Consider the following 25,337-nt stretch of genomic DNA (forward strand, 5'->3'; position numbering starts at 1 on the left):
TATCCACCTCGACTTGCGTCGCGCATTTGCTCGAGAGTCCTTTGGTTTATTCTTGCAACTGCTTAGACCGATGCACTTGACGATCACGGAAATACGTGAGTTCCATGGGAAACTCGACTTTCTAGCCGAGACGGAAATCCTGGCAGCACGATTGGGCGAGCAAATGCCAGATTGGGATGCCGTTGATCCTCGTGGCATTCAGGATGGATTGCTCGCTTTCTTCGCCGACCGCCTGAAAGTCCAGCAACGCGAAGCCGGCGTCCGCCACGACCTGATCGACGCCGTGTTCGCACTCGGCGGCGAGGACGATCTCGTCCGCCTGCTCGCCCGCGTCAGCGCGTTGCAGGCGTTCGTGGGTACGGAGGACGGAGCGAACCTGCTCGCCGGCTACAAGCGCGCGGCGAATATCCTGAAGAAGGAGGGCTACGAAGCTCCCCTCCCGTCTGCGGGAGGCGCTGGGAGCAGGCAGCCCAGCACCGACGAAGCGCTGGACCTGCCCGACGCCCCACCCCCGACCCCTCCCGCAAGCGGGCGGGGAGAGATTTCCCTGTCCTACACGCCCGAACCGGACGAAGAGGCGCTCCACGCCGCGCTCGATTCCGCCGAGCCGGCTGCGGCCGATGCGGTCGCGTGCGAGGACTTCGGCGCTGCGATGGCTGCGCTGGCCAGCTTGCGCGCGCCGATCGACCGGTTCTTTGAAGCGGTGACCGTCAACGATCCGAACGCGGCCAAGCGCGCCGCGCGGCTGCAGCTGCTCGCCCGCGTACGCGACGCCGTCCATACCGTCGCGGATTTCTCCAGGATCGAGGGCTGAGCGTGATGCGTGCACGTCTGAACTTCCGTTGAACTTCCGCGCAAGTCGATCCGCGCCGCACGATGCGATCCCGACTGAACTTCGGTTGAACTTCCAAATGCCATTCGTGCCAAACTGCTGATAAAGGGCCGACAACAAGCCATGACCCAGTATGTATACCGCTTCGGTGGCGGCGTCTCCGATGGGGGCAAGGGCGACTCGCGTGCGACCCAGGCACGTCCGGGGGACGTTTCTGAGCGCAAGGCGCTGCTCGGTGGCAAGGGTGCGAACCTCGCCGAGATGGCGTCGATCGGCCTCCCCGTGCCGCCGGGCTTCACCATCGCAACGCCGATGTGCGCGCTGTACTACGAAGCGGGCGAGCAGCTCCCGGAAGACGTCCGCGCCGAGATCGCCGGCGGCATCGCACATATCGAAGCGGTCACCGGTCACCGCTTCGGCGACGCATCCGATCCGCTGCTGGTGTCGGTCAGGTCAGGCGCCCGCGTGAGCATGCCCGGCATGATGGACACGGTACTCAACCTCGGCCTCAACGACGCCACGGTCGCGGGGCTCGCCACCGCGTCGGGCGACGCGCGGTTCGCGTGGGACAGCTATCGCCGCTTCATCCAGATGTATGCCGACGTGGTGCTGGAGCTGGACCACGGCGCGTTCGAGGAGGCGCTGGAGGTTGCCAAGGAGGATCGCGGCTTCACGCTCGACACCGAGCTGTCGGCCGCCGATCTCCAGGCGCTGGTGGCCGAGTACAAGGCGCTGGTCGAGGCCGAGTGGGGCAAGCCCTTCCCGCAGGATGTCCACGAGCAGCTGTGGGGCGCGGTCGGCGCGGTGTTCGGGTCATGGCAGTCCGAGCGCGCGAAGACCTATCGCCGGCTGAACGACATTCCCGCCGACTGGGGCACCGCGGTCAGCGTGCAGGCGATGGTGTTCGGCAACATGGGCGACACGTCGGCGACGGGCGTCGCCTTCACCCGCGATCCCTCGACCGGCGCCAACGCCTATTATGGCGAGTTCCTGATCAACGCGCAGGGCGAGGATGTCGTCGCCGGCATCCGCACGCCGCAATATCTGACGCGCGCTGCCCGCGAGATGGCCGGGGCAAGGGCGACCTCGATGGAGGAGGCGATGCCCGCCGTGTACGGCGAACTGGCAAGCGTGTTCGCGACGCTCGAGCACCACTATCGCGATATGCAGGACATCGAGTTCACGGTCGAGCGGACCAAGCTGTGGATGCTCCAGACGCGCTCGGGCAAGCGCACCGCCAAGGCGGCGCTCAAGATCGCGGTCGACATGGCGGAGGAAGGCCTGATCAGCCGCGAGGAGGCGATCGCGCGCGTCGATCCGCAGGCGCTGGACCAGCTGCTCCATCCGACGCTCGATCCCAGCGCAGCGCGCGACGTGATCGCCAAGGGGCTGCCCGCGTCGCCCGGCGCCGCGTCCGGCGCGGCGGTGTTCGACGCCGCTACGGCCGAGAAATGGGCCGCCGACGGCAAGCCGGTGATCCTGGTCCGCACCGAGACCAGCCCGGAGGACATCGGCGGCATGCATGCCGCGCGAGGCATCCTCACCGCGCGCGGGGGGATGACCAGCCACGCCGCCGTGGTGGCGCGTGGCATGGGGCGGCCGTGCGTGTCCGGCGCGGGCTCGATCGCGATCTCGGCCAAGGACAAGGTCATGCGCGTCGCGGGACGCGAGGTGCGCGAGGGCGACACGCTGACCATTGATGGTTCGACCGGCGAGGTGATGGCGGGCGAAGTGCCGACGGTCAGCCCCGAGCTGTCGGGTGATTTCGGGGTGCTGATGGGCTGGGCCGACGCGGTCCGCCGGCTCAAGGTGCGCTGCAACGCCGACACCCCCAACGACGCCCGCGTCGCGCGCGAGTTCGGCGCGGAGGGCATCGGCCTGTGTCGCACCGAGCACATGTTCTTCGACGCCGCCCGCATCACCGCCGTCCGCCAGATGATCCTGGCCGAGGACCTCGCCGGCCGCCAGGTGGCGCTGGCGAAGCTGCTGCCCGAACAGCGTAGCGACTTCGCCGCGATCTTCGAGGTCATGGCGGGGCTGCCTGTCACGATCCGCCTGCTCGACCCGCCACTGCACGAGTTCCTGCCCCACGAGGAAGCGGACTTCGCGGAGGTCGCGCGCGCGTCGGGGCTAGAGATCGACGCGCTCAAGCGCCGCGCCGCCGAGCTGCACGAGTTCAACCCCATGCTCGGCCATCGTGGCTGCCGGCTGGGGGTCACCTATCCCGAGATCTACGAGATGCAGGCGCGCGCGATCTTCGAAGCGGCACTCGACGTCGCCGAGCGCGGGGATGCACCAGTGCCGGAGGTGATGATCCCGCTCGTCGCGACCAGGCGCGAGCTGGAGCTGATGAAGGCCGTCGTGGACCGGGCGGCGCGCGCCGTGTTCGCCGAGCGCGGGCGTACGGTCGACTACCTCGTGGGCACGATGATCGAGCTACCTCGCGCCGCCTTGCGCGCCGGCGACATCGCCGAGCAGGCGGAGTTCTTCTCGTTCGGCACCAACGACCTGACGCAGACCACGCTGGGTGTCAGCCGTGACGACGCCGGCCGCTTCCTGGGCCAGTATGTCGAACAGGGCATCTACGCCCGCGACCCGTTCGTCAGCCTCGACATCGAAGGCGTCGGCGAGCTGGTGACGATCGCCGCCGAGCGGGGCAGGGCGAAGCGGCCCGCGATCAAGCTGGGCATCTGCGGCGAACATGGCGGCGACCCGGCGAGCATCGCGTTTTGCGAACAGGTCGGCCTCGATTACGTCAGCGCCTCGCCGTATCGCGTGCCGATCGCCCGCCTCGCAGCGGCGCAGGCGGCGTTGAAGACCTAGCGCCGCGGGCCGAAATCGAACCAGCCGCGCCGTTCGCCCATGGTGTCGCGGGGCCGCACGACCCGCGTGGACCGTGGCGAAGTCGTCATCGGCGCCGTCGTGACCGGCGTGGCCGCCAGCCGGGCATGATCCTGCTCCAGCTCGCGATGGCGGGTATCGGCCGCCGCGAGCCGCGCGTCGGCGTCCTTGCGATAGCCGGCATGCGCGTCGCGCTCGGCGGCATAGCGCTCGCGCCACTTGCGTCCGCCCGGGTGGCTGGCGAGACCCAGCAGCCATCCGGCGACGAACACCAGCGCGACGATCGCCCATTGCGTGACGTTGAATTCCTGCATCGCTGCCTCCTGTTACGGAAGCATAACGATGCGGGGCCGTTGCGGTTGCCTCTGGGTCGCTTCAGCTGATCAGCGCGTCCTTGATGTCGCACGCCGCCGGCCCGAGGATGACGACGAACAGCGTCGGCAGGATGAACAGGATCAGCGGGATCGTCATGATCGCCGGCAGCCGCGCCGCCTTTTCCTCCGCCCGCATCATGCGCTCGTTGCGGAACTCCGCCGACAGCACGCGCAGCGCGGATGCCAATGGGGTGCCGTATTTCTCGGTCTGGATCATCGTCGTGACCACGCCCTTGACCGCGTCCAGATTGACGCGCGACGCCAGGTTCTCGAACGCCGAACGCCGGTCGCTGAGAAACCCCAGCTCGATCGCGGTCAGCTGGAATTCGTCGCCCAGTTCGGGATAGGCGCGCCCCAGCTCGCGAGCGACGCGGTGAAAGGCGGCGTCGACGGTCAGGCCGGCTTCGGCGCAGATCACCAGCAGGTCGAGTGCGTCGGGCAGGCCCTTGCGAATCGCGTCCGACCGTTTGCTGATCTTGTTCTTGAGGAAGATGTCGGGCGCCTTGTAGCTCAGGATGAACACGCCCGCGACCAGGCCGTAACGCTTCAGCGGCCCCCAGGTCGGGAAGGTATCGGTGCCATAGACGACGAACAGGATCAGCGCGCCGAACACGATCGGCAGCACCAGACGCCCGAAGATGACCGCGACCGCCCAATCTTTCGACCGGATGCCCGCCTGCATGAGCTTGACCTGGGCCGTCTTGACCTGGCTTTCCTGCAGGACCTTCATCGACGACAGGATGCCGCGCATGCGGTCGGCGGCGTCGTTGCGCTGGACCAGCTTGGCGCGCCGCTTGGTCGACGCGGTGATGCCGGCCTTCAGCTGCTCGCGGCGATCGTTCAGCGCCTTGACGCGCTTGGCCATGGGATCGCGCACGGTGGTCACGGCATAGATCGCGACCAGCACCGCCAAAGCGGCGACGCCGGTCAGCATCGTCACGACCCAGATGACATCGACGCCCAGCAGCGTGGGGGAAGGAACGGAAGGATTCATCACCAGCTTCGCGCCCTCAGATCTCGAAATTGACCATCTTGGCCATGATGCCAGCACCTATTCCCATCCAGATCATGCCACCGATTCCGGCGACCATCAGCCGCTGGTCGATGAAGAAGTTCTGCATGTATTCGGCATTGATGAACCAGATCAGCGTGAACACGATGAACGGCAGCGAGCCGACGATGTAAGCGGAGGCCTTCGATTCCGACGACATCGCGCGGATCTTCAGCTTCATCTGCCCGCGCTTGCGCAGCACGTCGGCCAGGTTCGCCAGCGTCTCGGCCAGATTGCCGCCCGTCTCGCGCTGGATAGCGATGGTGATGACGAAGAACTGGAATTCGGGCGTGCCCAGCCGGTCGGCGGTGTCCTGCAACGCGGAGTCCATCGACCGACCGATCTTCATCTTGTCGCCAACCGCGCGAAACTCCTCGCCAACGGGGCCTTCGACCTCGTTGCCGACCACCGCCATCGTTTCGGAGATCGGGAGGCCGGAGCGCAGGCCCCGAACCAGCAGCTCGATCGCATCTGGAAACTTGGCGATAAACTTGCCTACGCGCCGCTTGATCGTCACCCCGACCCAAAAATGGGGAAAGCCGAGGCCGATGAGCAGCCCGGCCAGCAGACACAGGATCAGCGGCATGCCCTGCAATCGCACAAGCAGCGCGATCGCGAGCGACAGGCAGGCACTGACGGTGCCGTATTGCCCGACAGTCCAGGTCTTGCCCGTCATGTTCAACCGCTTCTGCAGCAGCGCGCGGTTGGGCAGGATCTTGCCAAAGGCGAGGTCCACGCGCGTCGCGCGCGTGGTGGTGATGCGGCGGAGCTTCTCCTCCGTGCTGATCGCGACGCTGCCGTGGCGCTCGCGCACCGCCGACAGGCGCCGCGCATGCGCACGGGCGGTCGACGGACCCGAAAAGGCCATTCCCACCAGGGTAATCACCACCAGCACGGCGCCCGTCAGCAGCAGGATCGGCAGGGAGATCATTTCTTGGCGCGCTTGCCGAGCAGCGACTTGAAGTCGAACTTGCCGACCAGGGATCCACCCTTCGCCTTCTTCTTGTCGTCGTCGACGCGGTCCTCGGCGGCACCGGCCAGAAAGGTCGCCAGCTCGACCAGCGGGGCCACGGTCTTCGAGTTCTTGCCCGCCTCGGCGAATGGCTTGCCCAGCTTGGCGGCCTGCGCCGCGAGCTTCTGGTCGTAGGCAACCGTGAAGTCGACCTTGCGTTCGATCGAGTTCTCGAAGTCCTTGCGACTGATCTCCAGCTGGCTGGACGCGGCCTGCAGGCGATTGACCACCACCTGCACCACCGTGTTGGGCGCGTTGGTCTTCATCCACGAAAGGATACGGATCGTGTCGCGCGCCGCCGCCAGCGTCAGATCGGTGACGATCACCGCCAGCTGAACGTCGTTGACCAGCGATGGGTGCTGCACCAGCATGGGCCGCGGCAGGTCGATGACGGTGCATTCGAACGCGCCGCGCATCTCCTCCTGCAGCTGGTAAAAGGCGGAGCCGTCGGTCATCAGCGGCGAGTTGATCGGCGCCTCGGCGCTGAGCACTGCCAGCTTCTCCGACGCCTTGACCATGGCCCGTTCGATGAACAGACCGTCGATCCGGCTGGGGTTGTCGATCGCGTCGGTCAGACCGCGTCCGGGTTCCAGATCAAGCGCAAGCGCGCCCGTGCCGAAATGCACGTCGAGGTCCAGCAGCGCGGTGGTGCGGTCCTCCTTCGTCGACAGGAGCCAGGCGAGCGAGGTCGCCACGGTGGACGCGCCGACACCGCCGCGCGCGCCCACGACGGCGATGGCGCAATGCGGCCGCTCGACGCCGGGCTCGACCACCTTGGGTGCGTTGAGCATCGCCTGCGCCTGCGTGAACGCTTCGCGCATGACGTCGGGATGCAACGGCTTCAGCAGGTAATCCTGGATGCCCGACGCAACCAGATCGCGGTACAGGCGCACATCGTTGACCTGCCCGGCGGCGATCACCACCGTGCCCGGCTCGCATACCTCGGCCAGGCCGTTGATGTCGTTGAGCGGGTCGCCCGATTCGGCAAGATCGACGAACAGGATGTGCGGGCTTGCAGACACCGACAGCGTCTGGATGGCATTGCGCAGGCCGCCCTTGTGGACCTTGTCCACCGACCAGCCGAGTTCGGCGATGACGGGCCGCATCGCTTCGGCCGTGGTGTCGTCGCAGACATAGGCGACGAAGGGCTCACGCGTGCCGGCGCTCGCGGGTTTCCAGGGTGCGTTCATCTTACTTGCCTCCCGCGCTTTGAACGGCGGTGCCGCCGCCGCCCGAAGGGGCTGCCTTGCGGAATGCGTCGATCGCCTTGGCCGACCGTGTCGGATCGACGCTGCCGGCGGACTGGCCGTGGACGAGGTCCTCGGGCTGGGCGATCATCGCGGCCAGGCTCGCGTTGGTGGCGCAGCCATAGTTGGACGATGTGTTGTTGTCGGGTTCGAAGCTGGCATTGCGGCTCCAATCCGGGCAACCCGGCACCGACGCCTTCATCCGGCTCACCACCACCCGCGCGCTGCCCGGGGTCACCGGGGCGCCGGTGAGGGCGCGCGCATCGGCGAGCAACAGGCCATAGCTCGCCACCGCCTGGGCCACATCGTCGCGCACGCCGCGATAGCCGCTGGGATCATCGAGCGAGACCTTGTCGCCATAGCCGAGCCGCAGCGATCCGAGCCAGCCGCCAAGCCGGCGCTCCTCGCCTGCGGCGAGGCCGTTGCCCGCCGTTGCGACGTCAAAGACGAAATCCTGCCGCGACACGACCGGCTGATGCACCGATTCGAGGCCGCGATTGGTGGTGCCGCCGCAGCCGCCGAGCAGAAGGGCGGGGGTCAGGGCCGCGAGGAGCAGCGAACGCTGAAACATCGAATGGGTCCTCATGGCGATCAGTTGGAGAAGCCAGGCATCGGCGACGAGCTCTTGCGAGACGACAGCGATGCACGGTCATCGGTGCGGCGCGCAGGCATCGGTGCCGGGCCGACGGGGGTTGGGGCCAAGGCGCCGATCGTCGGCGCTGGCGCGGTCGGGGCCGTCATGGTCGGCACCGGACGGCGCGCGCCGCTGATGCCGGAGCCGAGCTCGCCCGTGAAGATGCGCTGGAGATCGGTCGGTGCTCTGGCACCGTCCGTCGGCAGGATAATGTCGCCGGGATTGTCGACCGGCCGCACCAGATAGGGCGTGATGACGATCATCAATTCGGTCTCGTCGCGACGAAAACCGTTGGACCGGAACAGCGCGCCGAGCACCGGCAGATCGCCCAGGCCGGGCGTTTTCTCGATGGAGTTGTTGTGGTTGTTCTGCATCAGTCCGCCGATCACCATGCTCTGCCCGGAGCCAAGCTCCAGCGTGGTCTCGGCGCGCCGGGTGGTCAGGGCAGGGATGGTGGTGCCGTTGATCTGAACCGCGCCGTTGAACGACAACTGCGAAACCTCCGGTCGCACGCGCAGGGCGATGCGGCCGTTCGACAGCACCGTGGAGGTGTAGGCGAGGCTGATGCCGTACGATTTGTACTCGACGGACACCGCGCCCAGCCCCTGGCTGACGGGGATCGGTATTTCACCGCCGGCAAGGAAGTTGCAGGTTTCCCCGGACATGCAGGTGAGATTGGGATTGGCAAGCGTCGATACCTGGCCGATCGTCTCGCCCAGATCGAGCGAACCCAACAGATCCATGCCGAGCAGTCGACCCGCCGCGCTGATCAGTGTGCCCACGCCCTTTGCGGGCTGGGTGAATATCTTGGATCCGGGCACCAGCCCGTTCGCGTCCAGCGCGATCGGCGCTCCTGCCGCATTCACCGGAGCACCGTTGATGAAGCCTGCAGGCGGGGTCCCGGGCACGACGCCGATGGTGCCCTGCCGTCCCTGAGCCAGGCCAAAGGCGAAGCTGCCGCTGTCGCGATTGGTGAGGTTTACCCCGATGTTCTTGACGAAGCTGCGGCTGACCTCGGCGATGCGGACCTGCAGGTTGACCTGCAAGGGAGTCGCGGATTTCAGCCGGGACAGCACCTTCGATCCCTCGCCGACGAACGCCTGCACCAGCCGCTCGGCCTCGGCGGCGTCCTCGGGACCGGAAACCGTGCCGGTCAGCAGGACCAGGCCGTTCATCGGCGTGGCGACGATCTTCGCGTCGGGCATCGCCAGCGCCAGCATGGCCCCGATCGAGTCGAGATTGTTGCCGACGCGCACGGTGGCCGCATAGGCGACCTGACCGGTCCGCGTGGTGGCGCTGATCGTCGTCTCGCCCGTCTTCTTGCCGAAGATGTACAGCTGGGTCGGCGACCGCACCTGGACGTCGGCGACGCTGTCGTCGGCGATGAACAGGTCGGTCATCGGCCGCGACAGCGTAACCAGCCGGCCGCGGCCGGTGTTCACCTGCAGCACCGGGGCGGCGCTGGGCTGGGCGACCTGCGCGGGCGCGCTGGTCGGGACGGTGAGGCCGGCGCTGATCGCCAGGAGCGGCAGCGTGGCCAAGGTCAGGCGGGGTCGGAGAGCGTAGCGCATCAGTTCTTTCCTGCGACCGAGACGGCCGTGACATTGTTGCCGCGTGCGACCCGCACGACAGGGCCCATGGAGACGACGGGAGCGGCTCCTGGGAAAGGTGCGGGGGCGATGACCTGGACGGGAGCGGGGCCGCTGCTCATCGAGCCGAAGCCGGCGGATGCGCCCTTGCCGGGCACCGAGCGACGCTGGAAGCGCGACACGTCGGCGCCGGTGGCGTAGCTGGGGTTGCCGCTGGATGGTTGCGTGGCGAGCTGGACCAGCATCGCCTTTTCGGCCTTGGGATCGACGCCCTCCGGCACCTTGACGGAACCCGACGCGATTGCCTGCTCCAGCTCGAGTGTGTTGTCGGCAATCGAACGAAGCGACAGCGACAGGCTGCCCAGCGTCTGCGCGACCGCGATCTGCTCGGCGATCTTGGGGGTGGCTTCGACGGTGATCGAGCTGAACAGCTTGGCGACGGTCTTGCCCGTGGTCTCGTCCACCGACTGGTCGGTGCGCTGATCGGCGGCGAGCACGCGCATGTTGCGCACGATCGTCTCGGAGACCTTGAGCGGCGGACCGTCGCCGCCACCGGCGACCGCCTGCGTCAGCACCAGATCGATGCGATCGCCTGGGAACACGAAGCCCGACACACCCGCCTGGGCGGACACGGGCACGGTCACGGCGCGCATGCCCGGCCCGAGTGCCGCGGCGAGGAAGCCGCGGTCGCCAGGCTTGACCAGCGCGCCCTGTGTCAGCGGCTGACCGGCGGTGATGGGGTTGCGGACGACCGTGCCCTGCAGCTTCGTCATGTCGACGTTGGCACGCAGATAGTAGGCGTTGTCGACCAGCTCCTTGGGCCAGGGCTTGAACTGGAGGGCGGTGGCATCGATGATCGTGCCGACCGGCAAGGCGCGGGTGGCGACCAGGACTTCGGGCCCGTCGATGACGACGGCGGGCGCGGCCCCGGCGATCGGCGCGCCGCTGCCCATGAGCAGCGTGCGGGCGAAGAATGCCGTCAGCGCCGCCACGATCAACGCGCCGACCAGCAGAATGACCTTGCGACTATCCATGCTTCACTCGTGCCTTTCGGGTGGCGGCAATGCTTGTTCCGCCGTTAATCATCGTGCCAAATGGTTAATTATCGGTTCGCGCAGGCTCAGCAGCCCGGCAAAAGCGATCGCGACACCGTAGGGTATTTCCAGTTGTCCGGTTTTGCCGTGCAGCCGACGCTCGGCCATCATCAGCAGCGTGACGACGCCGCCCGCGAGCGACATCACCATCAGCAGGCCAAGCAGCGGGGTGATCGGCAGCCACAGCGCCAGCGCGGCGATCAGCTTGACGTCGCCGCCGCCCATCGCGCCGAGCGCGAACATGCCGGCGAACACCGCGAACACGACCGCCGCCAGCATCAGCTGCACGCCGACACCGGGCCACAGCGCATAGCCCTGGGTCCACCACCAGGCGGGCGCCAGCAGCGCCACCGCCAGGTTGGTCCGGTTGCTGATCGTCCGCTGCCGCGCGTCCTCGATGCCCGCCGCCAGCAGCAGCAGGCCGAGCATGGCCAATAGGACCAGCGGCAGGACGGTTTCCCCCATTGGTTCAGGTCTAGACGTGCACCCTTGCGAAAACGTAACCAGCCGCAGACATGCCGACGCCCGATCTCCTTCCCACCCAAATCCCCGCTGATGCTAGACTGTCGCGGTGGCGTGCGCCCGATGGGTGGGATCATCGCCGCTTCGACTGGACCTCCCCCGGCAAACGCGGACGTGTGCTGGTGCAGGGTGGCCGATCGGACGTGGTGGAGAAGTATCTGGGCGTCATCGAGCATCTGCACCGGCAGGGCTGGAGCGTCACTTCGTTCGACTGGCGTGGGCAGGGCGGGTCGGGGCGGCTGGGGCGAACGGCGGGCGTCGGCCATGCCGACCGCTTCGATGTCCATGCACATGATCTGCGAGCGTTCTGGGCGGGCTGGGTCGTGGAGGGTGAGGGGCCGCACGTCCTGCTCGCGCACTCGATGGGCGCGCATTTCGCCTTGCAGGCGATGCTGGAGGGCTTCGAGCCCGACGCGGCCGTGCTGAGCGCGCCGATGGTGCGGGTGCGTTCGCCACTGGGGCAGTGGCTGGGCGGCAAGGTCGCGGGCTGGATGCAAGGACGCGGCGAGGCATCGCGACCGGCATGGGAATTCTCGGACGAGAGCCGCGCGGTGGAGAAGCGGCTACGACGGCTGACGGTCGACAAGGCGGGCGGGCAGGACAGCCGCTGGTGGGAGGTGGACGATACGCTGCGCCTCGGGCCGCCGAGCTGGGGGTGGATCGCGGAGGCGTTCCGCGCCGGTGCGGCGCTGGTGCGCGATGCGCGCCTTGCGTCAATCTCGGTGCCGACGCTGTTCCTGATCGCCGATCACGACCAGCTGGTCGACCCGGGTGCGGCGCTGAAAGTCGCGGCGCAGATCCCGAACGCGGAGGTGGTCCGCTTCGGCCCGGAGTCCGCGCACGAGATCCTGCGCGAAGGGTTGGCGGTGCGGTCGCGTGCCTTTGCCGCGATCGATCAGTTCCTTGAGGCAAAGGCACCCGCATGACGCACTACGACATCGCCATCGTCGGCGCGGGCATTGTCGGCGCGACGCTCGCCGCCGAGCTGGCGCCGCATGCCAGCGTGCTGATGCTGGAGGCGGAAGATCAGCCGGGGTATCATTCGACCGGGCGTTCGGCGGCGTTCTGGTCGGAAACCTATGGCGGCCCCGCGATTCAGCCGCTGACCACCGCTTCGACCGCCGCGTTCCGGGATGGCGGCTTTCTGCAACCGCTCGGGTCGATCAGCATCGGTCGGGCGGAGGACGGGGCGGCGATCGAGGCATTCCTCGCCGCGTTCGCGGATACCGACATCGTGCTGGAGTCCGTCGAACCGGCGACGCTGATCCCCGGCCTGCGCGACGACTGGACGCTGGGTGTGTGGGAGCCGTCCTGCGCGTATATCGACGTGGGCGGGCTGCATGGCGCGGCGTTGGGGAAGGCCAAGAAAGGCGGCGCGGTGCTGGCGACGCGAGCGGGGCTGACGGGAGCGGCGCGTCGCGACGGCCGCTGGTCGCTGGAGACGCAGGCGGGCTCGTTCACGGCCGACATCCTCGTCAACGCAGCCGGGGCATGGGCCGATCCAGTGGCGGTGCTGGCACGCGCGAAGCCGCTTGGCATCCAGCCCTATCGCCGCACGGTGGTGCAGCTCCGCACGGACCCCGCTCCGCCCGAGACGCTGCCCCACGTCGCGCATATTGGCGGCGGCTTCTATTTCAAGCCAGAGGCGGGCGGGCGGCTGTGGCTGTCGCCGCACGACGAGACGCCGGTCGACCCGCACGACACCGCGCCCGAGGAGCTGGACGTCGCGATCGCGATCGATCGGTTCGAGAATGTGGTCGACTGGCGGGTTGCGGCGGTGGAGCGGCGCTGGGCGGGGCTGCGGAGCTTCGCGCCGGATCGGCTGCCGGTCTATGGGTTCGACGCGGAGGTGCCCGGGTTCTTCTGGGCCGCGGGGCAGGGCGGGTTCGGCATCCAGACCGCGCCGGCGGCGGCGGCGATGGCGGCGGCGTTGTTGCTGGGGCGGGGAGAGGTGCCGGTTGGGGTAGATGCCAGCCGGTATCGGCCGGAGCGGTTCTTGACGTAAGGCGAGCATCCGTTCGAAATCGCGGGCCCAATGTGTCTCGACCGCGCTCGACACGAACGGAGGTCAGGTAGTTGCGCCCTTCTTCCCGGCGATCTTCGCGGCGTCGCTCGCCAGCCTGTCGGCGCGCTCGTTGTCGGGGTGGCCGGCATGGCCCTTGACCCATACCCATTCGATGCGGTGCCGCTCCGATGCCGCCACCAGCGCCTGCCATAGCTCGGCGTTCTTGACCGGCTTCTTGTCGGCGGTGCGCCAGCCATTCTTGCGCCAACCGTGAATCCATTTGGTCAGCCCATCCATGACATAGCGGCTGTCGGTCGACAGCTTCACCCGGCACGGCCGCGTCAGCGCGTTGAGCCCTTCGATCGCGGCGGTCAGCTCCATGCGGTTGTTGGTGGTCAGCACCTCGCCGCCCGAGAGCTCCTTCTCACGCGTGCCCGTGCGGATGAGCGCGCCCCAGCCGCCGGGACCGGGATTGCCCTTGCATGCGCCGTCGGTCGCGATCTCCACCAGCGTCAGCTCGGTCACGGCAGATACGTCTCCAGTCGCCGCCAATAGGCGAGCGGGTCCTTGCGCGTCACCAGCGCGTCCGGTGGCGTGTTGAGCCAGTCCCATGCGCGCGACAGCGTGAAACGGATGCACGCACCCGCGCAGAGCGTCGGAAACGCGCGACGCTCGTGACCCGACAGCGCCGAGTCCTCGCCATATCCGGCGAGCAGCGCGTCGCCCACAGCGGCATCGTGACGCATGCCGCTGGCGTCGAAGCTCCAGGCGGTGTGCGCGACCGCCAGGTCGTAGGCGCGCAGATCCGTACAGGCGAAATAGAAGTCGATCAGCCCGCTCACCTCGTCGCCGCGCATCAGCACGTTGTCGGGGAACAGGTCGGCATGGATCGTGGTGCGCTGCCCATAACGGTCCGGCCAGTCCGCCAGCACGCGATCGAGCGCCAGTCCGATCTCGTCGTGCAGCCCCGGCCGGATCGTGTCGAGACTGCGCCCGCAGCGCTCGAACAACGGTCGCCAGCTCGCCACGCCCATCGAATTGGGCCGCTGCAGCGGAAAACCCGAGACCGCGCGATGCAATGCGCCGATCGCCCGGCCGGCGGCACGCGCCTGCGGCGGCGTCGGGTGGGAGACCGATACGCCGGGCAGAAAGCGGATCAGGCAGGCGGGGCGGCCCTCGAGTTCCTGGATCGCGCGCCCGTTCCGGTCCTTGATCGCGGGCGGAACGGGCAGGCCCTTGCCGTCGAGATGATCGAGCAACGCCATGAAGAAGGGCAGATCGCCCAGCTCCACGCGCTTCTCGTACAGGGTCAGGATGTACCGACCGGTTGTGGTGTCGACGAGGTAGTTGGAGTTCTCCACGCCCTCCGCGATCCCTTTGACGGACACGAGGCCGCCGACATCGTACCGCGCGAGGAACGCAGTCAGCGCTTCGGCGGAGACGTGGGTGTAGACCGCCATGTTCAGGCCTGCGCGGGCGGTGCGCGGAACTTCTCTAACTTCCCGCCAAAATGCAGGCGAAGCGGCGTCGCACCAGGGGAACGGGTCTGGAAGCTCCGCCCCGGGCGCAAGTTTCCACGCTTGGGGAAGTTCCGTGCATCGCGGCGCAAGGACAAGTGGCGGCTCCGTTGATGAGGACGCCGTGATGCGTCGATGCCGAGCCATGGCATAGCGGCGGCCTTGTAGGACAGCGTTTAAGCGGCCGCCTCCAGTTCGCGCGGCAGCTTGAACGCGACCGTCTCGCGCGTCGTCTCGACCTCGCGCTCGGTGCAGGTGAAGCGCTCGCCGACCCGGTCGACCAGCTCGCGCACCAACAGCTCGGGGGCGGATGCGCCGGCGGTGATGCCGAGCGTGGCGACGCCATCGAGAAACGCCCAATCGAGGTCGCCCGCTCGCTGGATCAATCGGGCCGGGGTGCCCGCGCGCTCGGCGACCTCGACGAGGCGCAGCGAGTTGGATGAATTGGGCGCGCCGATCACCAGCATCGCGTCGCATTGCGCGGCGATCGCCTTGACCGCCGCCTGGCGATTGGAGGTGGCGTAACAGATGTCCTCGCCCTTGGGTGCCTGGATCCGCGGAAAGCGCCGGTGCAGCACCGCCACCACCGCCGCCGTGTCGTCCACCGACAGCGTGGTCTGGGTCAGAAACGCGAGGTTGGCAGGATCGGCGGGGGCGAACGCTTCCGCATCGGCGACAGTCTCGACCAGCGACATCGAGCCGGCGGGGACCTGGCCAAACGTGCCGATCACCTCGGGATGGCCGGCATGGCCGATAAAGACGATGTGGCGGCCCGCCGCGACCAGCCGCTCGGCCTGACGATGCACCTTCGAAACCAGCGGACAGGTCGCATCCAGGTAACTTAGTCCACGTGCCTGCGCGTTGGCCGGCACGGACTTTGGAACGCCATGAGCGGAGAACACCACCGGCGCGGTATCAGGGACCTGATCCAGCTCCTCGACAAAGACCGCACCCTGCGCCTTGAGGCTGTCGACCACGAACTTGTTGTGGACGATCTCGTGCCGCACGAACACGGGAGCGCCATGTTTCTCCAGCGCCAGTTCGACGATGCGGATGGCACGGTCGACACCGGCGCAGAAGCCGCGCGGGGCGGCGATCAGGAGCTGGAGCGGGGGCTTGATCGAAAGGTCGGTCACGGTTCGCGCTTACGCCATTGCTTGCGCGCGCGAAAGCCGGTTCCTATGGCGAGCACATGCTGAAGGAGTGCAGGAGCGTGGGCGTTAGATTGTTTGGGGCGGCCACGCTGGCGATCCTGCTCGTCGGGTGCGGCGGCCGTGGCGAGATCACCGACGGCGGCATCACGACCGTGCGTTCGCCATGTCCGACCGTGGCGGTGCCGGCCGGAACCGGCGACATCACGCTGTTCGACCCGCCCGCCAGCCGCGACGCGACGGCGCTCGACCTGACCGCCGTGGTCGGCAATCTGCAATCGACCTGCGGCGACGCCGGCGATCAGATCGTCACCACCGTGACGTTTGACGTCGAGGCGCGGCGGACGCGCACGGAAGCGGCGCGGACGGTCGATCTGCCCTATTTCATCACGGTCGTGCGTGGCGGCAGCGCGGTGGTCGCCAAGCGGATCGGCCGGGTGCAGCTGAACTTCCCCGCCGGTCAGGCGCGGGCGAAGGTCACCGCGCAGGCATCCACGACGGTGGCGCGCGCGGCCGCGACACTGCCCGAGGACGTTCGCAGGCAGCTGACCCGCAGGCGCAAGGCGGGCGAGGAGGACGCCGCGATCGATCCGCTCAGCCAGCCGGAGATCCGGTCGGCGGTGCTGCGGGCGAGCTTCGAGGCGCTGGTGGGGTTCCAGCTGACGGACGCGCAGCTCCGGTACAACGCGACGAGGTAGCGGGTGACCTAGGGGTGCCCGCCGCTCTTCAAGTGCTTCGGTAACCCACCGCCTCCGACCTGCTCCCTCACAGAAACGAATACGGGTCCACGTCGACCGTGACCCTGACTTTCGCCGGCCAGCCCAATGCGCCCAGCCAGTCGCGGATCACGTCCTGCACGTCCAGCGCCCGGCGGGCATGGACCAGTAACCGGTAGCGATGCCGCCCGCGCAGCATCGCGAGCGGGGCGGGGGCGGGGCCGTAGACCGCCATGCCGTCGACCTGCGGCGCCGAGCGGCCGACGAGCAGCGCGGTCTCGTGCGCGCAGGCCTGATCCTCCGACGACACCACGATCGCGGCATAGCGGCCGAACGGGGGCGCCCCCGCCTCGCGCCGGGCCTCGGTCTCCGCCTCGTAGAAAGCGTCGGCGTCGCCCGTGACCAGCGCCTGCATCACCTGCGAGGTGGGCGAGTGGGTCTGGATAAAGACGCGGCCCGGCTTGCTCCCGCGCCCGGCACGCCCCGAGACCTGGCGAATCTGCTGGAACGTGCGCTCCGCCGCGCGCAGATCGCCGCCTTCGAGACCCAGGTCAGCGTCGACGCAGCCGACCAGCGTCAGGTTGGGAAAGTGGTAGCCCTTGGTGACGAGCTGCGTGCCGACCACCACGTCGATATCGTGGGCCTCCATGCGCGCCACGAACTCCGCCGCGCGTGCCGGCGACCAGATCGTGTCCGAGGTGACCACTGCGACCTTGGCGGTCGGCAGCAGCGCCGCGACCTCGTCGGCGATGCGCTCGACGCCGGGGCCGCAGGCGACCAGCGTGTCCTCGCCCTTGCACTCCGGACAGGCGCGCGGGGTCGGCTCGGCATGGCCGCAATGGTGGCATGCGAGACGGCGCGTCAACCGGTGCTCGACCATCCAGGCGGTGCAGTTCGGGCATTGAAAGCGATGCCCGCAGGTGCGGCATAGCGTCAGCGGCGCATAGCCGCGCCGGTTGAGGAACAGCAGCACCTGCTCCTGCCGCTCCAGCGTCTCGATCATCGCCTTGACCAAGCGCGGGCTGAGCCAGCGGCCGCGCTCGGGCGGTTCGGCGATGAGGTCGATCGCGGCGATGTGCGGCATCTGCGCCGCACCGTGGCGTTCGGGCAGCTTGACCTCGGCATAGCGGCCGAGCGCCACCTGTTGGCGCGTCTCGATCGCGGGGGTGGCGGACGCGAGAATGACGGGGCAGCCTTCGAACTTGCCGCGCATCACGGCGACGTCGCGGGCGTGATAGTGGACGCCCTCCTCCTGCTTGAAGCTGGTCTCGTGCGCCTCGTCGACGACGATGAGGCCGAGGTTGGCATAGGGGAGGAACAACGCCGACCGCGCGCCGACCACGACGCGCGCCTCGCCCGTCGAGATCGCGCGCCAGGCGCGGCGGCGCTGGGTGGAGCGCAGGCCGGAGTGCCAGGCGACCGGCTCGCAGCCGAAGCGAGCGTGGAAGCGCTGCAGGAACGGCTCGGTAAGTGCGATTTCGGGGAGCAGGACGAGGCACTGCCGGCCGTCCCGCAGCGCCTGGGCGACAGCTTCGAAGTAGACCTCGGTCTTGCCGGAGCCGGTGACGCCGTCGAGCAGCGTCGGCGCAAACGCACGGGCGGTCACGTCGGCGACCAGCGTCGCGGCGGCATCGGCCTGGTCGGGAGAGAGCTGCGGGGGCGCGTGGTCGGGATCGGGCGCGGGGTAGGGGCTGTCGATGTCGACGTGCACCGGCTCGAGCGCGCCGCACTTCACCAGCCCGCGCACGACCGCGTCCGAGACGCCGGCGATCATGGCGAGTTCGCGGATCAGCCCCTGCCGGTCGCCGATCCGCCCCAGCGCCTGTTCGCGTTGCGGGGTGAGGCGGTCGGGCGTGTCCCCGGTTGCGCGGTACTCGATCATCAGCCGCGCGCCCTCTAGCGCCGAGGTGGAGGCGAGCGTCATGCGGAGCACGGCGGCGGGGGGCGCGAGATAGTAGGCGGCGGTCCACTCGATCAGCCGGCGCAGCGGCTCACGGATCGGCGGCACGTCGGCGACGGCGAGCAGCGGACGCAGGCGATTGTCGCCGACCTCCGCATCCGAGGGCATGCGCTCGGGCTCCCACACGACGCCGAGCAGCTGGCGCGGACCGAGCGGCGCGACGACGACCGAGCCGGGCTCCACGGTCATGCCGTGCGGAACGCGGTAGTCGAGTGGCCCCAGCGCGGAGTTGAGGAGGATGACGCGGGCGCGGGACATGGGCGGCATATGGCGAGCGAGCGAGTCGGCGGAAAGGGTCCGTCGGTTCAGTGTGACCCCTTCGCCCGCTTCCGCCGGGGAGGGGAAGGGGGCAAGGAGGGTCCGTGTCCAACCTGCCCCTCCTCTACGGCCAGCATCTCGCCCGCGACCGGCGGCGGTCGGTGCATACGGTGCGGGCGTATCAGGCGACGGCGGAGCGGTTGGTAGCGTTCCTCCAGCGGCATTGGGGCGGGCCAATCGACGCCGTCGCGCTGGGCAAGCTAAGTGCTGCGGACCTGCGCGCGTTCCTTGCCGTGCGGCGGGAGGACGGATTGAGCAATGCGTCAGCCGCGCGCGAGCTGTCCGCAGTGCGCGGTTTTCTTACGCATGCGGGCGCCGAGGCGCCGAGGATGCGTGGGCCGCGTGCCAAGAAGGGCGTCCCGCGACCCGTATCGCCGGCGGACGCGGTGGCACTCGCCGGCGAGGTGGCGGACGACGCCGCCGCGCCGTGGATCGGCGCGCGCGATTGGGCGGTGCTGTTGCTGCTTTACGGCGCAGGCTTGCGCATCGGTGAGGCGATGGCGCTGCCAGCGCGGGTGCTGCCGCTCGGCGAGACGCTGTCGGTCACCGGCAAGCGGAGCAAGACGCGGCTGGTGCCGCTGTTGCCGCAGGTCCGTGCCGCGATCGAGGCCTATGCCGCGCAGGTCCCGTGGTCGCCCAAAGGCGATGAGCCGCTGTTCCGAGGCGCCAAGGGCGGGCCACTGTCGCCGGCAGTGGTGCGGCGCTCGGTGCGGGCGGCGCGGGTGCGGCTGGGGCTAGGCGACCGGACCACGCCGCACGCGCTGCGACACAGCTTCGCCACGCATCTGCTGGGCCGGGGCGCGGACCTTCGCCAGCTGCAGGAGCTGCTGGGACACGCCTCGTTGAGTTCGACGCAGATCTACACCGCCGTCGACGCCGCGCATTTGATGGACGTGTACCGTCACGCGCATCCACGAGCATGAGGGCCCGGGCTTAGTCGACGCGCGGCTTCCAGGTCGCGACGCGGTACAGGTATACGAGGGCGACGCCTACGAAGCTCGCAATGGCCAGCGGCCCGACCAGGCGGTCGAGTTCCTGAAAGCGGCTGCCGAGCAGCAGTCCGGCGAGGGCAAGGATCGTGATCCAGATCGCCGACCCCGCAAAGGTCCACAACAGGAAACGCGGCAGCGGCATCCGCGCCGCACCCGCCGGCAGCGAGACGATGGTGCGGAACACCGGCATGAAGCGGAACACGAAGATCACCCATCCGCCGCGCTCCAGGAAAAACCGGTGGATGCGCTCGACGTCGCGCCACTCGAGCGTCAGCCAGCGGCCGTGGCGCTCGATAAAAGGGCGGAACCGCTCGTAGCCGACATGGCGACCGATCCAGTACCAGAAGTAATTGCCAACGGTGGTGCCCGCCGTGCCGACCAGGATGAGCGGGGCAAGCGCCAGGTCGCCGCGCGCCACGGCCATGCCGCCCAGCCCCATGATGACCTCCGACGGGATCGGCGGGACGACGTTCTCGAGCGCCATCAGCAGGAAGATGCCGAGGTAACCGCCACGGGCGATGGCATCGAGGATGAAGTCGGTCATGTTTCCTTCCCGCTTGCGGGAGGGGTTAGCGGAGGGGCTGTCGAGTTTCGGGCCAGGATCACAGGCCCTCCCCCAACCCCTCCCGCAAGCGGGAAGGGAGAAGGGCCACCCGCTCCTCGATCGCGTCCCAGATCATGCCGGTGATATCCGATCCGTCGAACCGTTCGATCGCGACGATGCCGGTAGGCGAGGTGACGTTGATCTCGGTCAGCCACTCGCCGCCGATCACGTCGATGCCGACGAACAGCAGCCCGCGCCGCTTCAGCTCCGGGCCGAGCACCGCGCATATCTCGTGTTCCCGGTCTGTCAGCGCGGTCTTCTCCGCAGAGCCGCCAACGGCGAGGTTGCTGCGGATCTCGCCCTCGCCGGGAAGCCGATTGATCGCGCCTGCGACGACACCGTCGACCAGCACGATACGCTTGTCGCCCTTCGCCACGGCGGGGAGGAACGCCTGCACCATGTGCGGCTCGCGCCAGGTGTTGTTGAACACCTCGATCAGCGCCGACAGGTTGGCGCCGTCGCGGCCGACCTTGAAGATTGCTTTGCCGCCGTTGCCGTGGAGTGGTTTGAGGACGATCTCGCCATGCTCGGCCAGGAATGCGCGCGCCTCGTCGAGCGAGCGCGTCACCAGGGTCGGTGGCATGAACTGCGGATAATCGAGGACGAAGACCTTTTCGGGCGCGTTGCGGACCTGCGCCGGGTCGTTCACCACCAGCGTGCGGTCGGCGATCCGCTCCAATAGGTGCGTCGCCGTGATGTAGCCGAGATCGAACGGCGGATCCTGTCGCATCAGCACGACGTCGACATTCGCCCCGAGATCGAGCGAGACCGGTTCACCGAGCGTGAAATGATCCCCGGCTGCGTTCCTGACGACCACCGGGTCCGCCTTTGCCCAGACGCGGCCGGCGGAATAGTTCAGCGCTTCCGCCTGATAATGGAACAGGCGGTGCCCGCGGTCCTGCGCCGCCAGCATCAGCGCGAAGCTGCTGTCGCCGGCGATGCTGATACCCGCGAGGTGGTCCATCTGGACGGCGACGGTAAGGGACATGCGTTGGCTCCTGCGAAGCCTGGTTCCTAATCCCGCAACATCTTGAAGTCACCCGAGCCGTGACGTGAAAGGGCAGGCCGCGACGTGCGCGTCCTGCCCTGATCTTTCCGGGACGAGCTTATTTCCTGGACTGGCCGTTGACCGTGCTCTCGCCCGTGATGACGGGGCGTTCGCCGCGCTGCTTGTAGATGGTCATCGACCGCGAACGGACGTCGCCGTTCGGACTGACCCTGGTCGTGGCGCGTGACCTGGCCCGTTCGTCCTCGTCGCGAGCGATCGCGGTGGACCCCTGGCGGGCGGTGTTGTTCTGCGTGTCGAAGCGCGCGTCGGCGGTGCCGGACACGCCGACCGCACCGTTGCCACTGGCGCCGGTGCTGGTCGTGCCGACCGAGACGTCACCCGTGGTGGGGCTGGAGGTGCCGGCGCTGCCGGACTTGGTCTGGGCGAGGGCGGGTGCCGCAAGCAGCAGGACCGCGCCGATGGCGAGGATGGTACGCATAAAAATCACGCCTGTGAGGGGCGGTCGCCGATCGTGGTCGAGCATCCGGCCGCGTCGCGTGTGACGCTTACGGACCGGGTCACGCCATCGACGCTCGTGCTCGACGGAGCGGACGCCGTGCCGTTGCCTGACGACGCGGTGGAGACCGAGCAGCTCGAGCTTGAACCGCCGGTGGCGTTCGATCTCGCTATTGTTCGCGAGCTTGTGGCGTCGACTTCCGTCACGATCACCCTGCCGTCGTTGGCATGATGCGTCTGCCAACAGCGTTCATCCGTCGCGCCGAGCAAGCCCATGGCTGTGAGGATGAGGCTCATGGCAGAGACGAAGGAGGGGCACTGCCCGCCCTTCCGATCCTCATCAACGGCGACGCGGCGCTGGCGCGGGCTGCGCATTTGCGGGCGAGACACCGAACACCTCGGCGGTCGAACCGTCGCGCGTTGTCGAGCCGTAGGCGTCGATCGCGGTCGAGCTGCTGGTCGCGCCGCCCGTGGCGCCACCCGTGTCCTCACCGCAAGAATGTTACACGACCCACGCATTCTCGATGTAACGCGGCATCTCTCCCGGCGCGAGCAGGATCACATCGACGCGGATGTCGTCGCCCGGCTGCGCGAAGCGGTCCATCAGCAACTCGGCCGCCGCCGCGACGCGCGCGAGGCGGGGTTCGTCGATCGCATGGTCGAGCTCGGCGACCGTGCGGCGCACCTTCACCTCGACGAACGCAACCAGTCCGGGCCGCCGTGCGACGAGGTCGACCTCGCCGGCTTTGGTCTTCACGCGCCGATCCAGGATCTCCCACCCGCGGCGTTCAAGCCACGTAGCGGCATAGGTTTCGCCGCGTCGGCCCTGGGCGTCGGCTGCCTGGCGCTTCAGCGTGTCGCCTGTGGAACTCCCCTCCCGCTTGCCGGAGGGGCTGGGGGAGGGCATGTCTCGCAATACCCGCTCGATCTCCGCGACGACGCCTCCGACATCTGTAAGTACGTCGTTGTTCCAGAAGCGGATCACACGGTAGCCTTGGTTCTGCAGGTAGAAGGTGCGGCGCGCGTCGGCTTCGGCTTGCGTGGCGTACTGCCCGCCATCCAGCTCGATCACCAGGCGCGGCATTCTGGCCACGAAGTCGCCAATATACGGGCCGATCGGGTGCTGGCGGTTAAAGCGTGTGTCGGCGACTTTGCGGGCGCTAAGACAGGCCCAAAGGCGCTTCTCGGCTTCAGTCGGATTCGAGCGTAGCTCCCGGGCGCGCGTGGTCGGTCGCTTACTGCCCTTGTCCAACATTCCCTCCCCCAATCCCTCCCGCAGGCGGGAGGGGAGTTTTCATCACCAGTGCCCGCGCGTACAGGGCCTTGCGGTCCACCCCCAGCTTCTTCGCCACCTCGCTGGCGGCCCTGGCGGCGGGCAGTCGGGTGAGCGCTTCGGCGAGCGCGGCGTCGGCGGCGTCGGCGCTGACCGGCGCAGGCTCGCCCGGGGGGGCGACGACGATGGCGATCTCGCCCTTAGGCGGGGCATCGGCGTAGCGCGCGGCGAGCGCGGACAGCGTGCCCGTCACCGCCTCCTCGAAACGCTTGGTGATCTCTCGTGTCACCGCGGCGTCGCGGTCGCCCAGTCCTTCGGCCAGCGCGCTAAGGCAGGCGGCGAGGCGTGGGCCGGACTCGTAGAGCACCAGCGTCGCGCGCACGCCGGCCAGTTCGGTGATTGCGGTGGCGCGCGCCTGTGCCTTGGCGGGCAGGAACCCGCAGAACAGGAAGCGATCGGTCGGCAGTCCCGCCAGCGTCAGCGCCGCCACCGCCGCGCACGGGCCGGGGATCGTCACCACCGCGTGACCCGCCGCTCGCGCGTCGCGCACCAGCTTGTAGCCCGGGTCGGAGATCAGCGGCGTGCCCGCGTCGCTGACCAGCGCCACCGACTCTGTCGCCATGCGAGCGATCAGGCCCGGACGGACGGCTTCGGCATTGTGATCGTGATAGGGCGTCATTGGCCGTTTGACGCCCCCAAGAGCAACGATGTGGCGCAGCAGGCCGGCCGTCACGCGGCTGTCCTCCACCGCCAGCACGTCGGCGCGCGCGAGAATGTCGGCGGCGCGCGGGGACAGGTCGCCGAGATTGCCGATCGGGGTCGCCACGATGTAGAGGCCCGGATCCAGGTTAGGCAGTATGGCGTTCATAGGGGTAGAACATGGCAGAGGGTGTTCGGGTCCGGCAAGTGGGCAGGACGAAGCGGATCGTCGCCCAGATCGGATTGGGGTTGGCGGCGATGGCGCTGGGCGCCTGCTCCACGGTGGTGCCGCGCGCGCCGATCGAGAGGGTCGCCGAAGCGCCGCGGATCGAGCGGCCGCGCGACATCGAGCCGCAGGTGGAGGCCGGCATTCCCCGCGACACCGAGCGTAACCGCGTCGCGCTGCTGGTGCCGCTGAGCGGCGGCAATGCGGGGATCGGCACCTCGATCGCCAACGCGACGCAACTGGCGCTGCTCGATACCAACACGACCCGGGTGCGTATCACCACCTATGATACCGCGAAAGGCGCGGCGACGGCGGCCAGGCAGGCGATCGACGAGGGCGCGCAACTGATTTTAGGTCCGCTGCTCGCCGAGGACGCCCGCGCCGTCGGCCCGATCGCGCGCGCGGCGGGCGTGCCGGTGCTGAGCTTCTCCAACGACACGGGCGTGGCGGGGCAGGGCACCTATGTGATGGGCTATGCGCCTGCGCAGTCGATCACGCGCGTGGTGGAGTTCGCGCGATCGCGCGGCGTGACGAGCTTTGCCGGACTGGTCCCCAACGGACTGTATGGGGAGCGCGCGTCGACCGCGTTCCTGCGCGCGGTGGAATCGGGCGGCGGGCAGGTTGTGTCGCTGCAGACCTTTGCAAGGGCACCCGGCGCGATCAGTGCGGCAGCGACGCGGATCGCCGCGAAGGCTCCCTATGATGCGGTGATGATTGCCGATGGCGGCGCGACGGCGGCGGCGGCGGCGCCGCTGGCCAAGCGTGGCTCGCCGGGGGCTCGCCTGTTGGGGACGGAATTGTGGAATGCGGAGGCCGGCATCGCCGCACGGCCACAGCTCGCCGGCGCGTGGTTCGCGAGCGTGTCGGATGGCCTGTATCGCCAGTTCGCGACCAAATATCGCGCGCGGTTCGGCACCGGGCCGTACCGGCTCGCGAGCCTTGGCTATGACGCGGTGCTGCTGACGGTCAGGATCGCGCGCGACTGGCCGGTGGGCACGCGCTTTCCCGAGGCGCGCTTGCGCGATCCGGGCGGGTTTGCCGGGCTCGACGGCGCGCTGCGGTTCGGCCGCGACGGCGTCGCCGACCGCGCGCTGGAGGTGCAGGAGATCAGGGGCGGCACGGCGGTGACGGTGTCGCCGGCACCGACGGGGTTCGGGCGTTAGTCCTCTTCGAAGT

24 protein-coding genes and 2 pseudogenes are annotated in these 25,337 nt (G+C 68.6%); 8 read left to right on the plus strand and 18 right to left on the minus strand.

What is annotated here, in order from left to right; genetic code table 11:
• Window positions 1-208: 208 nt before the first annotated feature.
• Window positions 209-814 (plus strand): annotated as a pseudogene (locus JWN21_RS10465) (DALR anticodon-binding domain-containing protein); the annotation flags it as partial.
• 141 nt (window positions 815-955) lie between these two features.
• Complete coding sequence (gene ppdK, locus JWN21_RS10470; protein ID WP_299649468.1) at window positions 956-3,655, plus strand: pyruvate, phosphate dikinase; 2,700 nt, start codon at window positions 956-958, stop codon at window positions 3,653-3,655.
• On the opposite strand, the gene JWN21_RS10475 is transcribed toward ppdK, so the two are convergent.
• The 8 genes from JWN21_RS10475 to JWN21_RS10510 all read right to left on the minus strand — a co-directional run bounded on the left by JWN21_RS10475 (window position 3,652) and on the right by JWN21_RS10510 (window position 11,139).
• Window positions 3,652-3,987, minus strand: coding sequence for a hypothetical protein (locus JWN21_RS10475; RefSeq protein WP_299649471.1), 336 nt, complete (start codon window positions 3,985-3,987; stop codon window positions 3,652-3,654). The two genes, ppdK and JWN21_RS10475, sit on opposite strands and share 4 nt — an antisense overlap.
• A 61-nt stretch (window positions 3,988-4,048) precedes the next feature.
• Window positions 4,049-5,041: a type II secretion system F family protein gene (locus tag JWN21_RS10480; protein ID WP_299649533.1), complete on the minus strand. Its 993-nt coding sequence runs from the start codon at window positions 5,039-5,041 to the stop codon at window positions 4,049-4,051.
• 16 nt (window positions 5,042-5,057) lie between these two features.
• Window positions 5,058-6,029 (minus strand): type II secretion system F family protein, encoded by a 972-nt coding sequence (locus tag JWN21_RS10485; protein ID WP_299649474.1) that lies wholly within the window; start codon window positions 6,027-6,029, stop codon window positions 5,058-5,060.
• Window positions 6,026-7,300: a P-loop NTPase gene (locus tag JWN21_RS10490; protein WP_299649477.1), complete on the minus strand. Its 1,275-nt coding sequence runs from the start codon at window positions 7,298-7,300 to the stop codon at window positions 6,026-6,028. Before JWN21_RS10490 ends, JWN21_RS10485 begins: the two co-directional genes overlap by 4 nt.
• Before the next feature lies 1 nt (window position 7,301).
• Complete coding sequence (locus tag JWN21_RS10495; RefSeq protein ID WP_299649480.1) at window positions 7,302-7,928, minus strand: CpaD family pilus assembly protein; 627 nt, start codon at window positions 7,926-7,928, stop codon at window positions 7,302-7,304.
• Window positions 7,929-7,948: 20 nt separating this feature from the next.
• On the minus strand, window positions 7,949-9,562 hold the full coding sequence (locus tag JWN21_RS10500) for a type II and III secretion system protein family protein (protein ID WP_299649483.1): 1,614 nt from the start codon (window positions 9,560-9,562) through the stop codon (window positions 7,949-7,951).
• The gene (gene cpaB, locus JWN21_RS10505) at window positions 9,562-10,614 is read right to left on the minus strand and encodes a Flp pilus assembly protein CpaB (protein ID WP_299649486.1); all 1,053 of its coding nucleotides are present in this window, start codon (window positions 10,612-10,614) and stop codon (window positions 9,562-9,564) included. Before cpaB ends, JWN21_RS10500 begins: the two co-directional genes overlap by 1 nt.
• Window positions 10,615-10,662: 48 nt before the next feature.
• Window positions 10,663-11,139 (minus strand): prepilin peptidase, encoded by a 477-nt coding sequence (locus JWN21_RS10510; protein WP_299649489.1) that lies wholly within the window; start codon window positions 11,137-11,139, stop codon window positions 10,663-10,665.
• A gap of 50 nt (window positions 11,140-11,189) precedes the next feature.
• Here JWN21_RS10510 and JWN21_RS10515 point away from each other — a divergent pair, with 50 nt between their 5' ends.
• A complete protein-coding gene (locus tag JWN21_RS10515) occupies window positions 11,190-12,122 on the plus strand; it encodes an alpha/beta fold hydrolase (protein WP_299649492.1) in 933 nt (310 codons plus the stop codon).
• A complete protein-coding gene (locus JWN21_RS10520; protein ID WP_299649495.1) occupies window positions 12,119-13,201 on the plus strand; it encodes an FAD-binding oxidoreductase in 1,083 nt (360 codons plus the stop codon). The genes JWN21_RS10515 and JWN21_RS10520 overlap by 4 nt, the downstream gene beginning before the upstream one ends.
• A gap of 63 nt (window positions 13,202-13,264) precedes the next feature.
• On the opposite strand, the gene rnhA is transcribed toward JWN21_RS10520, so the two are convergent.
• The 3 genes from rnhA to ispH all read right to left on the minus strand — a co-directional run bounded on the left by rnhA (window position 13,265) and on the right by ispH (window position 15,854).
• Entirely contained in the window at window positions 13,265-13,726 is a 462-nt protein-coding gene (gene rnhA / locus JWN21_RS10525; protein WP_299649498.1) for a ribonuclease HI, read from the minus strand.
• The gene (thrB, locus tag JWN21_RS10530; RefSeq protein WP_299649501.1) at window positions 13,723-14,661 is read right to left on the minus strand and encodes a homoserine kinase; all 939 of its coding nucleotides are present in this window, start codon (window positions 14,659-14,661) and stop codon (window positions 13,723-13,725) included. Before thrB ends, rnhA begins: the two co-directional genes overlap by 4 nt.
• Window positions 14,662-14,894: 233 nt before the next feature.
• Entirely contained in the window at window positions 14,895-15,854 is a 960-nt protein-coding gene (gene ispH / locus JWN21_RS10535) for a 4-hydroxy-3-methylbut-2-enyl diphosphate reductase (RefSeq protein WP_299649505.1), read from the minus strand.
• Between the two features lie 56 nt (window positions 15,855-15,910).
• On the opposite strand from ispH, the gene JWN21_RS10540 reads away from it, so the two are divergent.
• Complete coding sequence (locus JWN21_RS10540; protein ID WP_299649508.1) at window positions 15,911-16,567, plus strand: hypothetical protein; 657 nt, start codon at window positions 15,911-15,913, stop codon at window positions 16,565-16,567.
• A 67-nt stretch (window positions 16,568-16,634) separates the two neighbouring features.
• Here the strand turns inward: JWN21_RS10540 and JWN21_RS10545 are convergent, their stop codons facing one another.
• Complete coding sequence (locus JWN21_RS10545; RefSeq protein WP_299649511.1) at window positions 16,635-18,803, minus strand: primosomal protein N'; 2,169 nt, start codon at window positions 18,801-18,803, stop codon at window positions 16,635-16,637.
• 104 nt (window positions 18,804-18,907) lie between these two features.
• On the opposite strand from JWN21_RS10545, the gene JWN21_RS10550 reads away from it, so the two are divergent.
• Entirely contained in the window at window positions 18,908-19,786 is an 879-nt protein-coding gene (locus JWN21_RS10550; protein ID WP_299649513.1) for a tyrosine recombinase XerC, read from the plus strand.
• Window positions 19,787-19,796: 10 nt separating this feature from the next.
• Here JWN21_RS10550 and JWN21_RS10555 read toward each other — a convergent pair whose 3' ends face one another.
• From JWN21_RS10555 to JWN21_RS10565, 3 genes are all read right to left on the minus strand, one after another.
• On the minus strand, window positions 19,797-20,399 hold the full coding sequence (locus JWN21_RS10555) for a DedA family protein (protein WP_299649516.1): 603 nt from the start codon (window positions 20,397-20,399) through the stop codon (window positions 19,797-19,799).
• A gap of 58 nt (window positions 20,400-20,457) precedes the next feature.
• Entirely contained in the window at window positions 20,458-21,447 is a 990-nt protein-coding gene (gene gshB / locus JWN21_RS10560) for a glutathione synthase (protein WP_299649518.1), read from the minus strand.
• A 118-nt stretch (window positions 21,448-21,565) separates the two neighbouring features.
• A complete protein-coding gene (locus tag JWN21_RS10565; RefSeq protein ID WP_299649521.1) occupies window positions 21,566-21,946 on the minus strand; it encodes a hypothetical protein in 381 nt (126 codons plus the stop codon).
• Window positions 21,947-21,979: 33 nt separating this feature from the next.
• Here JWN21_RS10565 and JWN21_RS10570 point away from each other — a divergent pair, with 33 nt between their 5' ends.
• Complete coding sequence (locus JWN21_RS10570; RefSeq protein WP_299649524.1) at window positions 21,980-22,195, plus strand: hypothetical protein; 216 nt, start codon at window positions 21,980-21,982, stop codon at window positions 22,193-22,195.
• A gap of 270 nt (window positions 22,196-22,465) precedes the next feature.
• Here JWN21_RS10570 and JWN21_RS10575 read toward each other — a convergent pair whose 3' ends face one another.
• The 3 genes and pseudogenes from JWN21_RS10575 to rsmI form a co-directional block, all read right to left on the minus strand.
• Entirely contained in the window at window positions 22,466-22,870 is a 405-nt protein-coding gene (locus JWN21_RS10575) for a YraN family protein (protein WP_299649536.1), read from the minus strand.
• A gap of 18 nt (window positions 22,871-22,888) precedes the next feature.
• Window positions 22,889-23,218, minus strand: a pseudogene (locus tag JWN21_RS10580) (endonuclease domain-containing protein); the annotation flags it as partial.
• Window positions 23,199-24,104, minus strand: coding sequence for a 16S rRNA (cytidine(1402)-2'-O)-methyltransferase (gene rsmI / locus JWN21_RS10585; protein ID WP_299649527.1), 906 nt, complete (start codon window positions 24,102-24,104; stop codon window positions 23,199-23,201). The gene rsmI and the pseudogene JWN21_RS10580, both read right to left, overlap by 20 nt.
• An 11-nt stretch (window positions 24,105-24,115) precedes the next feature.
• Between rsmI and JWN21_RS10590 the strand changes: the two genes are divergently transcribed.
• Complete coding sequence (locus JWN21_RS10590) at window positions 24,116-25,324, plus strand: penicillin-binding protein activator (protein ID WP_299649530.1); 1,209 nt, start codon at window positions 24,116-24,118, stop codon at window positions 25,322-25,324.
• The last annotated feature ends 13 nt before the right edge of the window (window positions 25,325-25,337 follow it).

Source organism: Sphingomonas bacterium (assembly GCF_028292945.1).
In the GTDB taxonomy this organism is placed as follows: Bacteria; Pseudomonadota; Alphaproteobacteria; order Sphingomonadales; family Sphingomonadaceae; genus Sphingomonas.